This is a genomic window from Streptomyces yokosukanensis, assembly GCF_001514035.1.
Lineage (GTDB): Bacteria > Actinomycetota > Actinomycetes > Streptomycetales > Streptomycetaceae > Streptomyces > Streptomyces yokosukanensis.
In genome coordinates this window covers 1-13,804 of the sequence record NZ_KQ948233.1, presented here as the reverse complement: position 1 = coordinate 13,804, position 13,804 = coordinate 1, and the positions used below count along the sequence as shown (strand labels likewise).

General features: G+C 71.1%; 15 protein-coding genes and 1 pseudogene. 7 read left to right on the top strand and 9 right to left on the bottom strand.

Annotated features, from left to right (window positions below; all coding sequences use genetic code 11):
• Positions 1-4 precede the first annotated feature (4 nt).
• Together AQI95_RS40620 and AQI95_RS40615 are read left to right on the top strand one after the other, a co-directional pair.
• Positions 5-721 (top strand): response regulator transcription factor, encoded by a 717-nt coding sequence (locus AQI95_RS40620; protein WP_067136009.1) that lies wholly within the window; start codon positions 5-7, stop codon positions 719-721.
• Positions 714-1,793, top strand: a complete 1,080-nt coding sequence (locus AQI95_RS40615) for a sensor histidine kinase (RefSeq protein ID WP_067136110.1) — start codon at positions 714-716, stop codon at positions 1,791-1,793. The genes AQI95_RS40620 and AQI95_RS40615 overlap by 8 nt, the downstream gene beginning before the upstream one ends.
• A gap of 54 nt (positions 1,794-1,847) precedes the next feature.
• Here AQI95_RS40615 and AQI95_RS40610 read toward each other — a convergent pair whose 3' ends face one another.
• From AQI95_RS40610 to AQI95_RS40595, 5 genes are all read right to left on the bottom strand, one after another.
• On the bottom strand, positions 1,848-2,339 hold the full coding sequence (locus tag AQI95_RS40610; protein WP_067136007.1) for a hypothetical protein: 492 nt from the start codon (positions 2,337-2,339) through the stop codon (positions 1,848-1,850).
• A 163-nt stretch (positions 2,340-2,502) separates the two neighbouring features.
• Entirely contained in the window at positions 2,503-2,679 is a 177-nt protein-coding gene (locus AQI95_RS48170) for a hypothetical protein (protein ID WP_167361994.1), read from the bottom strand.
• Between the two features lie 104 nt (positions 2,680-2,783).
• Positions 2,784-3,455 (bottom strand): hypothetical protein, encoded by a 672-nt coding sequence (locus AQI95_RS40605; RefSeq protein WP_067136005.1) that lies wholly within the window; start codon positions 3,453-3,455, stop codon positions 2,784-2,786.
• Complete coding sequence (locus AQI95_RS40600; protein WP_067136003.1) at positions 3,452-4,072, bottom strand: RNA polymerase sigma factor; 621 nt, start codon at positions 4,070-4,072, stop codon at positions 3,452-3,454. The genes AQI95_RS40605 and AQI95_RS40600 overlap by 4 nt, the downstream gene beginning before the upstream one ends.
• A 328-nt stretch (positions 4,073-4,400) precedes the next feature.
• Complete coding sequence (locus tag AQI95_RS40595; protein WP_067136001.1) at positions 4,401-4,793, bottom strand: MerR family transcriptional regulator; 393 nt, start codon at positions 4,791-4,793, stop codon at positions 4,401-4,403.
• A gap of 102 nt (positions 4,794-4,895) precedes the next feature.
• Here AQI95_RS40595 and AQI95_RS40590 point away from each other — a divergent pair, with 102 nt between their 5' ends.
• The 3 genes and pseudogenes from AQI95_RS40590 (at position 4,896) to AQI95_RS40580 (ending at position 7,945) form a co-directional block, all read left to right on the top strand.
• Positions 4,896-5,684 carry an amidohydrolase family protein gene (locus tag AQI95_RS40590; RefSeq protein ID WP_067135999.1) on the top strand — a complete coding sequence of 263 codons (789 nt, stop codon included), beginning with the start codon at positions 4,896-4,898 and terminating at the stop codon, positions 5,682-5,684.
• A gap of 82 nt (positions 5,685-5,766) precedes the next feature.
• A pseudogene (locus AQI95_RS50475) lies at positions 5,767-6,279 on the top strand (patatin-like phospholipase family protein); the annotation flags it as partial.
• A 157-nt stretch (positions 6,280-6,436) separates the two neighbouring features.
• Positions 6,437-7,945 (top strand): patatin-like phospholipase family protein, encoded by a 1,509-nt coding sequence (locus tag AQI95_RS40580; protein WP_079071876.1) that lies wholly within the window; start codon positions 6,437-6,439, stop codon positions 7,943-7,945.
• Here AQI95_RS40580 and AQI95_RS40575 read toward each other — a convergent pair.
• From AQI95_RS40575 to AQI95_RS40565, 3 genes are read right to left on the bottom strand one after another with little or no spacing between them, the layout of a single operon-like run.
• Positions 7,931-8,164, bottom strand: a complete 234-nt coding sequence (locus AQI95_RS40575; RefSeq protein WP_067135994.1) for a hypothetical protein — start codon at positions 8,162-8,164, stop codon at positions 7,931-7,933. The genes AQI95_RS40580 and AQI95_RS40575 overlap by 15 nt on opposite strands.
• A gap of 42 nt (positions 8,165-8,206) precedes the next feature.
• The gene (locus AQI95_RS40570) at positions 8,207-8,404 is read right to left on the bottom strand and encodes a hypothetical protein (RefSeq protein WP_067135992.1); all 198 of its coding nucleotides are present in this window, start codon (positions 8,402-8,404) and stop codon (positions 8,207-8,209) included.
• A gap of 21 nt (positions 8,405-8,425) precedes the next feature.
• Positions 8,426-10,756: a cyanobactin maturation protease PatG family protein gene (locus AQI95_RS40565; protein ID WP_067135990.1), complete on the bottom strand. Its 2,331-nt coding sequence runs from the start codon at positions 10,754-10,756 to the stop codon at positions 8,426-8,428.
• Between the two features lie 333 nt (positions 10,757-11,089).
• Between AQI95_RS40565 and AQI95_RS40560 the strand changes: the two genes are divergently transcribed.
• Complete coding sequence (locus AQI95_RS40560; RefSeq protein WP_067135988.1) at positions 11,090-11,902, top strand: AfsR/SARP family transcriptional regulator; 813 nt, start codon at positions 11,090-11,092, stop codon at positions 11,900-11,902.
• Between the two features lie 26 nt (positions 11,903-11,928).
• Entirely contained in the window at positions 11,929-12,132 is a 204-nt protein-coding gene (locus AQI95_RS40555; protein ID WP_067135986.1) for a hypothetical protein, read from the top strand.
• 557 nt (positions 12,133-12,689) lie between these two features.
• Here the strand turns inward: AQI95_RS40555 and AQI95_RS40550 are convergent.
• Complete coding sequence (locus tag AQI95_RS40550; RefSeq protein ID WP_067136108.1) at positions 12,690-13,667, bottom strand: MBL fold metallo-hydrolase; 978 nt, start codon at positions 13,665-13,667, stop codon at positions 12,690-12,692.
• Between the last annotated feature and the right edge of the window lie 137 nt (positions 13,668-13,804).

Here is a 13,804-nt window from a genome sequence, read left to right as displayed (position 1 = left end):
GGACATGCGCGTACTGATCGTGGAGGACGAGCCCCACCTGGCCGAAGCCGTCCGTGACGGTCTGCGGCTGGCGGCGATCGCCGCCGACATCGCCGGCGACGGCGACTCCGCCCTGGAACTGCTCGGCGTCAACTCCTACGACCTCGTGGTCCTCGACCGCGACATCCCCGGCCCCTCCGGCGACGAGGTCGCCCGGCACGTCGTCGCCTCCGGCAGCGGCATCCCGATCCTCATGCTCACCGCCGCCGACCGGATCGACGACAAGGCCTCCGGGTTCGAGCTGGGCGCCGACGACTACCTCACCAAACCCTTCGAGCTGCGGGAACTCGTCCTGCGGCTGAGGGCGCTCGACCGCAGGCGCGCCTACGCACGGCCACCGGTCCGCGAGATCGCGGGCCTGCGGCTCGACCCCTTCCGCCGGGAGGTCTTCCGCGACGGACGCTACGTCGCGCTCACCCGCAAACAGTTCGCGGTGCTGGAAGTCCTCGTCGCCGCGGAGGGCGGGGTCGTCAGCGCCGAAAAGCTGCTGGAACGAGCGTGGGACGAGAACGCCGACCCCCTCACCAACGCCGTGCGCATCACCGTGTCCGCACTGCGCAAACGGCTCGGCGAACCATGGATCATCGCCACGGTGCCCGGCGTCGGCTACCGGATCGACACCGGTACGGACACCACCGCCTCCGGCAGGGACACCACCGACCCCGGCAGTGCGCATGCATAGACGTCCAGGGCTCAGCGTCCGGCTGAAGCTCGCCCTCAGCTACGCCGGATTCCTCGCCGTCGCCGGCGCTCTGCTGCTGGCCGTGGTGTGGATGTATCTGCTGCGCTACGTACCCGACAACCCCAAGGGCCTTCTCGGGATCTCGCCCAACCGCTACCTCCTGGTGCACACCTTCGCCCCCGCCGCGGCCGTGGCGATGGTCTTCCTGCTCGTGTTCGGCCTCGTCGGGGGATGGATCCTCGCCGGCCGGATGCTCGCACCACTCACCCGGATCACGGATGCGGCACGGACGGCCGGGAGCGGTTCGCTGTCCCACCGGATCCGTATGAAGGGCCGCCAGGACGAATTCCGGGAACTCTCCGACGCGTTCGACTCGATGCTCGAACAACTCGAGTCCCACGTCGCCGAGCAGCAGAGGTTCGCGGCGAACGCCTCCCACGAACTGCGCACCCCGCTGGCGATCTCGAAGACCCTCCTCGACGTCGCCCGCAACGACCCCACGCGGGACCTGGGCGAACTCGTCGAACGCCTGTACACGGCCAACACGCGGGCGATCGACCTCACCGAGGCCCTCCTGCTGCTCAGCCGCGGCGATCGCGGAAACTTCACCCGCGAGAGCGTCGACCTCTCCCTCATCGCCGAAGAGGCCGCCGAGACTCTGCTTCCCGCCGCCGAGAAGCGCCGGATCGCGCTCGACGTCACCGGCGGGGCGGCCCGGACCAGCGGCTCCGCGGAACTCCTGCTGCGGATGGTGACGAACCTCGTCCAGAACGCCGTCGTCCACAACCTCCCCGTCGGCGGCACCGTGACGGTCCGCACCGAGGCGGAGGGCGACACGAGCGTGCTGCGGGTCGAGAACACGGGCCGGCGCCTCCCACCGGAACTGGTGGCGACCCTCACCGAACCCTTCCAGCGCGGAACGGAACGCATCCGTACCGACGAGCACGCCGGTGTCGGCCTCGGCCTGGCCATCGTGCGCAGCGTCGTCCGCGCCCACGACGGCACACTCGACCTCGTCCCCCGCCCTGCCGGCGGTCTCCTCGTCACGGTCCGGCTGCCGGGCACGCCGTAGGCATCGTCCCCGAGCGGGAGCCGCTCCTCCGCTAGGGAGCTGCTACGGGTGCCGCTACGGGTGGTAGATCTCCTGCATGGCGGTGATCTGGCCGTGGCCGTTGACGCGGTAGTAGAAGTACGGGCTGTTGGCGAGCTTGTGGTTCACCAGCCACTTCGGGGCGACCTTCACGGTCGTGGTGTCCCTGAGGACCTCGACGGAGGCGCCCGAAGCGAAGACGAGCGACCGAGGCGCTCCACTCGGGGTGTAGACGACGTCCTCGTCGTTCTCCGTGTTCACCTTGCATGTCTCCGGCGTGACGCGCACGACGGTCCTGCCGCTGAGGTGCTTGGCGGAGTCCAGCTTGAAGAAGTGCTTGTATCCCGCGGGCAGGTGGCACGGCTTCCAGGCCGTGGCGCCGGTGGCGGCGGCCGAAGGGGCCTTGGTGGACACGGCCGTGGCGCGTGCCGCCGCGTTCGGGCTGGCGCTGGAGGACCCGCCCGCGGCGGCGAGGAGCGCGGCGGCGGAGGCGAGGACGATGGCGCCGGAGACGTAACGGTGGTTCATGAGCATCCTCTGCTACGAAGATCTGCTGACACCGAGGGAGATAGCGGACCGCGGGCAGGGGTTTCACCGATCGCCGGCTGTGACGGGACGGTGACAACCGCCACTTGGCGCAGGCGATCCGCCGGCGCGGCGTTCGCAGGCTCCGGCAGGGAGCCTGCCCCGGTCACCGAAACCGCTGCTCCACCCACATGAAGACGAGGCCGATGGCTCCGGTGCCGATTCCGTAGCAGGCGCCGCGCAGCATCTGGGCCAGCGCGGCGCGCCGATGACGGACGAGCCACGCGCGGGCGGCGGTGCGGCGATGCGTGCCTGCGCGAGGCGGGCGGAAACGAGGGTTCACGGGAGACGTCCCTTTCCGAACGGCGTCTTGGTGGGGAGCCCGGCCGGCCGGTGGCCCCGGAACCGGTGGCTGGGGCCGGACTCTCCGCTTCGTCTCGGTCCCGGTCAGCGGCCTGCGCTGAACTCCTGGAGGTGGGTGACCAGTTGGCGGTCGGGCCGGGCGACGATGACGGACGAGCCGGGCGTGCGTGCCGCGAGGCGGTCCACTTCGTTCTCCAGCCGGCCGGTGGGGGGCAGTGCGCGGGATCCGTTGGCACGGACGTAGCGCGCGAAGATCTCCAGTGCCTCCAGGAACGCGGCGTCGGGCGGGGCGGTGTCGGCCATGGAGTGGGTGAGCTGGTGGAACCAGTGCCAGGCCCGCCTGGACTCACCGGCGACCAGGTGGTGCAGGTGAAGGCAGTAGGCGGCGGCGCGGCTGCCGGCGCCCGCGGCGAGCTGCCACCAGAACTGGGCGGACACCGGATGCCCCGTCAGGTGGAGCAGGCAGGCGAAGACCAGGGCGCCGTCGACGTCCATGCGGTCTTCGGTCAGCGCGCCGCGGTCCGGGTCCTCGGCGATCTTGGCGACATGGTCGGCGGCGGCCGGTTCGTTGAGCACCCACCGGCACACCACGCCCAGGCGCTGCCCGGCCTGGGCGGCGCGGGCGATCTCCGCGGTGGGGGTGCGGCGGGAGGCGTCGGCGGCGAGGCGGCGCAGGCCGGCGGCGACGTCGAAGCGGCGCGGCGCGCTCACGGGCAGCCGGGCTCCGTCCAGCAGGGCGTCGAGGGTGGTCGTCACGCTTCTCTCCTCTGCTTGGGCTTCTTGCGCTCGTCGGGCAGGCCGAGCTTGATGCGCAGGCGCTCCTTGCCGCGGCGCAGGTGGTGGCCGACGGTGCGTTCGTCGATGCCCACGTACCAGGCGACCTTGGAGGTGGGGTAGCCGAGGATGTAGCGCAGTACGATCACCTCGAACTGCCGGTTGGGCAGTTCCGCGATCGCCTCGTACAGGCCGCTGCTGGACTCCATCTTGTGCAGCTTGTCCCGGGCCGTGGCCAGTGCCTTGTCCATCGCCTGGGCTATGGGCCCGTTGATGACGAAGGCCGGCGCCCGTCCCTCCCGGTCGAGCCGGTCGTGCACGGCCCGCCGGACGATCGCCCAGGTGCCCTGCTCGAGGTTGCCCGCGCTCAGCAGCTCCATCCAACCGGCATGGATCTGCAGGAACACCTCGTGTATGACCTCTTCGGCCGTCTCGCGGGTACCGAAGTGGACCTCCGCGTAGGCGTGGAACACCTCCTGGTGACCGAGGTAGAAGGCCTCGAAGTCCAGCGGCAGGTCCAGCGGCAGGTACATGGACTGCGACAGTCCGGCACCCTGGGCAGGGGGCGGAGCGCCCTCCAGGGCGTCGTCGTGACTCACGTGGGCCTCCCGTCGGTCAGGCACATGCGAGGCTTCCTCTCCGTTGCGGGGTGGCTGGGACCGGCACCAACTCGTGTGCGCCGAGGGCCCGTCGGGCCTGACACCTACCTAAGTGATTCAGCGGGCGGATCACTCATGGCCACCGGAGAAAAATCACCGAGGGGACCGACACAACGGCGCCGTGCAACCTTCAACAAGCACTGCTAGTCACCCTCGGTGGCGTTACGGCCAGGCATGATCCCGGCGAGTGAACTGACGAACAGGCCTGCGCATCCCTGCCGTGTTCTGCGTCACACCAGGCCCGCCGCCCGGCGTGTGTACGACGGGCTCACGGCGTGCCCGTCGCCGGGGCTCGGGACGCGGCGACCGCGGCGGCGGTCTCGGCGGTGGTGATGGTCTGCAGCAGCACATCCCTGGCCGCGCTGATCTCGGCCGATCGCTCGTCGAGGGTGCGCAGTTGGGCGCGGAGCGCGTCCAGGACGCCGGGACACGGCCGTACGGCGGCCTCGGCGTCGGTGCAGGGAAGGACCTGGCGGATGACGCGGGTCGGCAGTCCCGCCGCGAGCAGGGCCCGGATCCGCAGGACCGCCGAGGGGGCGGTCTCGTCGTAGGTCCGGTACCCGTTGGGCCGGCGTTCGGGCCGGAGCAGTTCCACGCGTTCGTAGTAGCGCAGGAGGCGTTCGCTGGTCCCGGTCCGCTTGGCCAGTTCTCCGATGAGCACCGTCTGCCTCTTCCTCTCAGGTTGACCTTCCCACGGTGTCAAGGAGCAACAGTGGGTCCGCGCCGCCGCATTCCGCCGGCCCGCTCTCCTCAGGAGGAACCTGTGATCATTGATGCCCACAGCCATGTCCACGACCCGGTCGGAAGCCACCTCGCGGCCCTGGACGACGCGGGGGTGGATCGCGCGGTGCTCTTCGGGACCCGCCCGCATCCGGAACGGGCCGTCGATCTCGCATCACTGCGTCGCGAGATGAGCGTCCTCGACCATGCGCTGGCAGGTCGTGGCAACACCGTCGACGGCTACCGCACCGCCTGGGCGGAGCTGCACGAGGCCCTGGCCGCGCACCCGGACCGGTTCATCGGGTTCGGCTCCGTGCCGCTGGACCTGCCCGAGGAGGACATCGCGGACCTGATCGACCGCGAGGTGGTGGGGCGCGGGCTGCACGGCATCGGGGAACTCACGCCTCCCGCGGGGCAAGCCGCCCGGATCGAGCCCGTGCTCGCGGCGGCGCACGACCACGGCGGGCTGCCTGTCGTGGTCCATGGTTTCGCCCCCACCACTGCCGAGGACCTGCGCACCCTGTCCCGTCTCGCTGCGCGATACCCGGCGGTTCCGCTGGTGGTCGGCCAGCTCGGTGGGATGAACTGGATGGAGGCCGTCGAACTGGTGCGGGACACGCCGAGCATGTACCTGGAACTGTCCACGGCCAACATCGTCTTCGCCGTGCGGCTGGCGATCCGTGAGATCCCCGAGCGGACGTTGCTCGGCTCGGACGCCCCCTACGGTGATCCCGTGCTCGCCCGCACCACCATCGAACGGGTCACCTCTCCTGGCGAGGTACGTGACCGGGTGCTCGGAGCAACCCTGGGCAACCTCCTGGGCATCCTCTGAACCGACACCCTTCCCGACGTCAAGACCCGGGTTCCTGCACCGCTACGACGACTGGAGCCGGCGGTGCGGGGAGGCCCTGGGAATGCCGGTTCTCCGCAGGCGGGCGCTGTCGGCCGAGTTCCGTACCTGTCACATGCCCGGCCTGCCTCCGGGCCCGGCTGTTCTGGGACGTTGGGCCGGACGGTGCAGTGGAGGCTCGGCTCGGATGCACGTCCATGTCCCCCGACCTGTCTTCCCCCCTGTGGCGAGTACTTCCCCGCCCACCGCGGCAAACCAGGTGATCCGCTCGGAGACCCGCCTCGCACTGGTGATGAACGGCGGCGTGAGCCTCGCGGTGTGGATGGGCGGAGTCGCTCACGAGTTGGATCTGCTGTGCCGGGCCTTCGCCGACGCACCCGAGGCCCTTCCGGTCGGCGACCGGGACGCGGCCGTCTTCGGAGTCCGGAGAGAGCTGGCTGCCACGGTGGACACCCGGGTGGTCGTCGACATCGTCGCGGGCATCTCGGCCGGCGGGATCAACGGCATGGTTCTCGCCACCGCCCTGGGCCGCCGAGCGCAGCTGCCCGACCTTCGGGACCTGTGGGACAGGTCCGCCTCGCTGAGCGAACTGCAGGAACCCGCGTCACCCACCAGTCTGCTCAGCGGAGAGGCGTTCACCGACGGCTCGACAACCGTTTCGATGTGCGTGACCACCGCCGGCTCTACCGGTTCCGCCGCGATCAGTCGGTCGAGTACAAGCGGACGCGCGACGGCTGGGACTTCGCAGCTCGGCCGACACCGCGGCCCTGGTGGAGGCCGCCCGCGCCACCGCCGGCTTTCCCGGCGCCTTCCCACCCGTGAGCGAAGAGTCGCTGATGGCCAACCGGGTGCTGCCGAAGCTGATCCACGATGACCGGACGAGTTGTGTCATGGACGGTGGTGTCCTGGACAATGCCCCGTTCCTGCCCGTGCTCGAGTCCATCACCGAGCGCAGACTGGACGCCCCCGTGCGCGAGCGGGTGGTGGTGTTCATCGTCCCCTCTTCGGGACGGCTGAGGGACCGTGCGAGCCGGCTTCCGTGCGAGCAGCGGCGCTGGCCGGGCGTCGCGGCGAGCGCGCTCCGCTATCCGACGGAGGGCGACTTCCGCTCCCACGTGGAGGAGTTGGACGCGCGCTTGAAGACGACCATCCGGGACACTCAGTTCGACCTCTTCAGTCACGCCCGCGCCGTCCTGTTCGCTGTGCGTCGGCGGATCGCGGACACCGAGTCGGTGACGCCTCTCGTCGCAGCGCCGGAGACGGGCATCACCGAGATCGACAGGATCCTCGCCGGACAGGCCCCCAACTGGCTGCCGCCCGCCGGAAGCTGCAAACCGGCCGGATCCCGCGAGGTATGGCGTTGGGGCCTGATCACATGCGAGCGCGTGCTGCAATGCCTGGCAAGTGATCTCCACGAACTGTACGGCGACCACCGCGACCTGCCTCCGGAGCGGCGCGAAAGGCTGATCCACGGGGCCGCGTGCATCACCGACCTGCTCAACAGGACCCTGGCGGTGTTCGACGCGGTGGACGCACACCTGCAGGTGCTGAAACCCTTGGGCGGCGGTGTGTCGGACGACGTCGCCGCCGACCTTCTCCAGCAGGCCTTCGACGATCTGCAGGTGCCGACGCAGCTCGCCTCCATCGTCCGACGAGCCGTCGCCGCGCACGTGTCCGCGCTGCGCGGCGCGCGGGTCGATCGGTGGCGCCCCCAGGACGTCCTCGAGACATGTCTGGCTGCGGTTCCCGAGCCGTGGCGTCGGAAGAGCGGCCTGGGACGCCTGCCTGGACGACCCGCGCACCGTGCTGAGACGTACGAAGAACGCCGCGCTCCTGACGTTGGCCGCGTTGCTGCCGGCCTTCGCGGTCGTCGTCGCCGGCGTGACCTATGGCCTGGCCTGACGAGACGGCGTACGGAGTCCGGGAGCATGTCGTTCCCGGACTCTCGGTGCTCTCTGTCAGATCAGCCCTGCCCAGGTGCATGGCGCGCCCAGGGGGCAGTTCCAACCGCGGCGGTCCAGGTCCAGGACGGCCGGGGGGTCGCCGGGGTCGGAACCGTAGCTGCCCTGGGTGAGTCCTTCGATCACCGTGAGCAGCTCGTTGGTGTCCTTATCCCTTACCTCGTGAAGCACGATCAAGGGGAACTCGAAGCCGACACGGCGATCGACGGCCCCCTGGACGGGCAGGTCGAGTCGCATGGTCCTCTCGCTCTCGACGGTGGAAGCGCATCAGAAGATGCTTGACACGATCGGCGGGGGCACGACCCCGGGGAAGCCGGGCAGCTTGCCGAGGATGTCGTTGAAGAGGAAGCTCGCCTCTACGCCGGGAGTGCCGTCGGGCACAGCGCCCGGGGCACCGGACCGGGTGACCGGAAGTGCCTGGTGAGGCATGTCGACGAGGGCCGGGGACGAGCCGGAGGGGTGGCGTCCCCGCTCGGGGGTGGGAGCGGGCTTTTCGGTCATGGGGTTTCTCCTTCTCTATTGTCGGCCCCGGCGGGGACCGTGTCAGGTGGAGATGCCGTACAGGTGCGCGTAGCACATCTGGCGTTCGGGGCCGGTCATGTCGGCGCACTGGGTCTTGGACGCCTCCACGCCGTCGTGGACGGGTCCGGCCGGCGATTGTGCGTTCACCTCCCGAATCACCGGGTGGGCCTGGACCGGCAGTGCGAGTCCCGGGGCGTGTGCGATGGCTTGGTCTGTCATGGGTGCTCCTCAGGTGTGCGGCTACCTGTCCAGGAACTGGTGCACGGGCGCCAGGCTGACGGGCAGCTCGTCGCTGACGTCGAAGGTGAACTGGTACACGGTCTTCGCGCGCTGGTCGTTCTCCGGGTCGAAGAAGGACACCGTGACGTCCTGGCAGTCCGAGCCGGGACGGCAGTAGGGGCTCTTGGAGACGCTGATGGTGTCCAGCGCGCCCAGCCTCGGCTGCTCGACCGTGCCGTCGGCCTTCCTGGGCCGTTGGGTGACGCCCGGCGCCAGCAGGCCCTCCTTGAGGGTGCTGCCGAGCAGGAAGCCGTTGGTCGCGGCGAAGTTCAGCGCACGGTCCGCGGAGCTCTGGCCGAGGTTGCGGAACTGGTAGTAGACCTTGTCCAGGAATGCCCTGACGTGCTGGCGGACCTCGTCGTCGGGCAGGGGCTTGAGGCGGTCCGCCGCGGCGGCGTCCCGGATGCCTTCGATGATCGATTCGACCAGTCGTGCCTCGTTCCAGGCGTAGACGCCACGGCTCTTGACCTCGACGACGGGGACGCGCTGACCGGAGTAGAGGCGTACGGTGCGGCCCGTCAGGACACCCGGCACGGACACCCGGGAGACGTACTCCGAATCGGTGGTCTTCAGGAACTGGCCGCGCAGCGCGTCACGCAACTTGCGGTAGATGACCGACACCGGCGGGTGGGAGAGGTTCTCCAGCAGCTTCCTGAGGTCGGCCGCCGCGTTCTTGTAGGCCCCCTCGGCCTGGTCCGGGACCTCGATGGGCTCGTTCCAGTCCATGCCCACCGGTGTCTCCGCCTCCAGGGCGTACACGGGGGTGGCGTCTATGTTCAGGGTCCATGTGACCTTGTCGGAGGCCCAGGGGTTCTTGGCGAGGTAGTCGGCGAGCTGGTACGCGTCATAGGGGTTGGGCGGACGTTCGACGTCGTGGCCGTGCTCCGTGACGACGTGGCTGGGCATCTGCTGGCGGAAGCTGTCCCGGCGGGCTTCGGTGAGGAAGTCGAAGCCGAGCGTGCCGATCGCGTAGATCAGCGGGCGGCGGGTGCCGCTGCCGGAGCCGCAGGTGCAGGCCGACGGGGAGCTTCCTTCGCAGGAGCACGACGGACGTACGCCCGGGCCGGAGTCGGCGGGGGGCGGGGTGGCCCCGGGCGACGTGGTGGCCGCCATGGCTGGTGGCGGCGCGGGCGTCCCCTGCGCTGTCACGCCGGGCTGAGGTGGCGCCGGGGCGGGCGTCCGGGGCGCGGACGTGGCGGCCGGTGGCGGTGCCGTCGGTGCGGGCGCGGCAGGCGGGGTGGCCGGCATGGGCGGGGCCCCGGCGAATGACACGGGCTGGTCGGCCGCCGTGAGGCCGCCGGAGGGGGCGGCGCCCGGATGTGCGGGGGTCTGCGTCCCCGGTCCTTCACCACCCGGGTCGGGGTCCGGGGCGAGCGCGGGTGCTTCAGGGTTCGTCATGGCTGAGTCTCCAGTCCTGCCGACGACGGCGTAGGCGTGCGGGACGTCCAGGCTTCCGGCGAGGTAGCGGCGGCAGGCCGGTGCGTCCGCGGGGGTGCACGAGGAGGGGGAGGCGGTGGCGAGGAGGATGCGGCCGGCCTCCTTCGGGTCGGCGGGCCGTCCGGCGCGCAGCTGGGCGGCCACCAGCAGGGCGGCCACCCCGGACACCAGGGGGGCGGCGAAGCTGCTGCCGGTGGCGGCCGCCCGGCCCCCGCCGGGGGCAGCGCCCACGACGGCCTTGCCGGGCGCGACCACGCCATTGGTCGCGTAGGCGGACCCCCAGTTGCTGATCTCCAGGGGAGTCCCGTCGGTTCGGGTCGCGCCCACCGCCAGTACGCCGGGTACGGCGGCCGGGACCTGCAGGCAGTCGCATCCGTCATTGCCCGCGGCGGCGACCACGAGGACTCCGTTGTCGTCGCACAGGCGTAGCGCACGGCGCAGCAGCGCGTCCGGCTGTCCGTCCGGGACTCGTTCGCCGCCGCTGATGTTGATGATGTGGGCCCCCTCCTGCACGGCGCGCTCGATGGCGCGGGCGAGGTCCAGCTGGGGAACCCGGGCTTCGTCGGCGTCCTGGAACACCGGCAGGATCAGCCCGCGGCAGTGGGGGGCGATGCCGTTCACGACGGTCCCCTGGCGACCGAAGATCAGGCTCGTGACATGGGTACCGTGCGATGACATCGGGCCGGGGCCGGCGGGCTGGGACACCAGCGTGTCGATTCTCGTCAGGTCGGCACCCGCGAAGCAGGGGTGGGACAGGTCCACGGGACCGTCCAGCACCGCGACACACACCTCGGGGGCACCGAGAAGCTCCTCCTGAGGAGCCCTCAGTCCCTGAAGAACCGACCGTGCTTCCATCCGCTCCTCCGTCGCGCTCACTGTTTTATCCCGGCGAGCATCCGTCGCCGCTGTTCGGGCGACGTGGGCCGCGGGGTGCAACATGCGTTGAGCGGGCGTCGCTCGCACATCGACGGCATGTCATCGCCGCAGGAAGCGGCGGCTGGTGGAGGTGCCCGAAAGGAGCACGGGCACGGGGCCCACCGAGCTGTCACCTGCGGCGATCGGCCGAGCAACCAGATGCGCATGGCACATGCCAGCTGCAAAGTGGTGATTGTGTCTGGGAACGAAGCTTCGAACGAGGTACCGCTCGAACTGCTGGGTGCATTCGAACTCACCTGCGGTGGTGGCAGGGTGCCCGTACCTCTTGGGGCTCAGCGGCTGCTGGCGTTCCTCGGCCTCAGGCCCGACGGTGTCCATCGCGGCGCGGCGGCGGAGCAGCTGTGGCCCGACTACCCGTCCCACCGGGCCGCGGCCAATCTGCGCTCCGCACTGTGCCAGGGGCGGCGCGCCTGCCACGTCCCCCTGATCGACGCCGTGGGGCAGCGCCTGCGGCTGTCGCCCGCGGTCCGGGTGGACGTGCTGTGGATACGCGACTTGGCCCGGCAGATCGTCGACGGGCTCACGCCGTCGTCTTCCGACAGCGAGGCGCTCATAGAGAAGCTCACCCGGGAGCTGCTGCCGGGCTGGCCCGACGAGTGGCTGCACCTGGACCGCGAGCGCTGGGAGCAGATGCGCCTGTACTCCCTGGAGGGCCTGGCCCAGCGGTTGCTCACCGCCCAGCAGTACCTGCCCGCCCTCCAGGCCGCGCTGGCCGCCACGTCCATCGATCCGATCCGGGAGAGCGCCTACCGCATCATCGTCGAGATCCGTCTCGCCGAAGGCAACGTTGCCAGCGCGGTCCGGTGTTACCAGCACTACGAGGCCTACCTGCAGCGGGAGCTGGGGGTCGGCCCGTCGCCGCAGATGGAGGCGCTGCTGCAGGGCCTGCCCTGTGTCCAGGGGGATCGGTGCAGGCAGCCACGCAGCGCGCCCACGCACGTACCGGCATCCGCCCCCGGCACAGTGCACCTCCAGGCCAACGGCTCACGTCCGCGAGACGCGGCAGCGACGGTCTCTCCACGCCCCTTTCCACACCGGAACGACGGCCAGGGGCGAGGGTGGTAGCGCCATCTCAGAGAAGGGAGAGCCCCATGGAGACCCGAGTCGACCGTGAGACGGGCGCGCGCAGGCCGTCCGGCCTGGCCATGCCGCAGCAGGCGCCGCCGGTGGACCGTACGGCGGTCGTGGCGTGCGCGGCGTACGGTGACACGCCGGGTGTCGAGGCGAGCAGTTTCTGGAGCACGCTCGCCGATGTCGCCAAGACCGTCGGACCGGTTGCGCTGGGCATGCTCTGAGGCTTGCCCCGGCCGGCCGTCGAGGGCGGCCCAGCCGGCGCTCGCCGAGGCCGGCGCCACACGGCGGACAACGGCACGGGCCCTGTTCGGGCTCGTGCCGTTGTCGTCTGGGGCGACCACCGAGGACGGCCGTGCCGCTGTGGGCGGTTCGGCCGCCACCGCACTCGAAGACGGCCGTCCCAGGGCTGCGTTCACCCCGGGAATCCCGAACTCCGCCGCGCGGTGGGCATGGTGGGGAACGCGGTGGAGCCGGACGCCGCCCGGGACTTCGCGGCCGATGGAGTGCGCGCCCTCGTCGGGGACGCCGAAGGAGTACGTGTCGTGGGCGTGCATCGGGGACGCGTACCGCTCGAAGCGGGCGTCCATGACCTCCGGTGGAAGCCCGGGAACCCGCCAGCAGGCGGCGCGCTCTCCGGTGGACGTCACGTCCCCGTTGTCCCGCACGAGCGTTCAAGCCCCTGGGCCTTCCCGAGGCGCACCCTGGACACTGCCGCGCCACCCAGCGAAGGAATCACTGGGGCTTGCCCGACTGAGACCGGATGCCCTGCTTCCTTCGCTCAGCGCGGCCCCGCGCCCGGCCAAGCCCGCGGGTACGGCACGCGCAGCGTCTCGGCCGCCACGGGGGTGTGGTCCGCGGCGGCGTGCAGCCGCCCGTCGCGCAGGACGACGGCGCCGCTGCGGAGCATGGTGGTGACCAGCTCGTCGGCCAGGGCTTCGGGCGTGAGGTCCAGTAGCCGGGCCGCGTCGGTCAGCCAGGTCCGGGCGTGGAGGTACGGCTCGATCTCCTCGGCGAGGATGCCGTCGCGGATCATCAGGGCGAAGGCGAGGATCCGGCGGGCGCCGTACCAGACCGCTGCGCCGGGGTCGTCGACGAGGCGCTGGGCACGACGCAGTGCGGCGGCGAAGGCGGCGGCCGGGTCGGCGGGGACCGGGCCGTGGGAGGGAAGGACCACGCGCGGGACGAGGTCGGCCATCCGCTTGAGGGAGGCGAGCGCGGTGGCGGCCGCGTCGAGGCCGTCGAGGGCCAGGTTGACCCAGCCGACGTCGTAGGCCGACAGCGCGTCCCCGACGACGAGAAGCCGTTCCTCCGGCTGCCACAGTGCGAGGTGGCCCGGCGTGTGCCCGGGGGTTCGTACGACTTCCCAGTCGCTGTCCCCGAGGCGGAGGACCTGCCCGTCGTCGAGCGGGAGGTCGACCGTGTACGGGGCGACCGGCTGGTCGAGGTACTCGGCCGCGCAGCAGCCGGCGTCGCGGCGGGTGATCGCCTCGGCCTCCGGCGTTCCGGCGGCGACGGCGGCGCCCCGGGCCTGGAGGAGGGCGTTGCCGCCGACGTGGTCGCAGTGCCAGTGGGTGTTGACGACCAGGTCGACGTTCCCGGCGTGCGCGCGGGCCCAGGCGGCGGTCTCCTCGGCGTGTCCGACGAAGCCGGTGTCGACCAGGGCCGGTTGCCGTCCGGGCAGCAGGAGGGTGTTGGCGTCGGGGAAGGGCCGCTGCCACCACGTCAGCCAGGACGGCAGGGACGGAGCCACGTACATGCTCTCCTTCGGGTCCGTGTCGGGTGGAGCGGGACGGGTTCCTCGGCCGGCCGGGCGTTCCACCGGCAGGAAGGCCGCCGGCGTCGTCGCGTCCATCGGCCGTTCCCTCTCGAACTTCTCTGCTTCGGGAGTGAAGA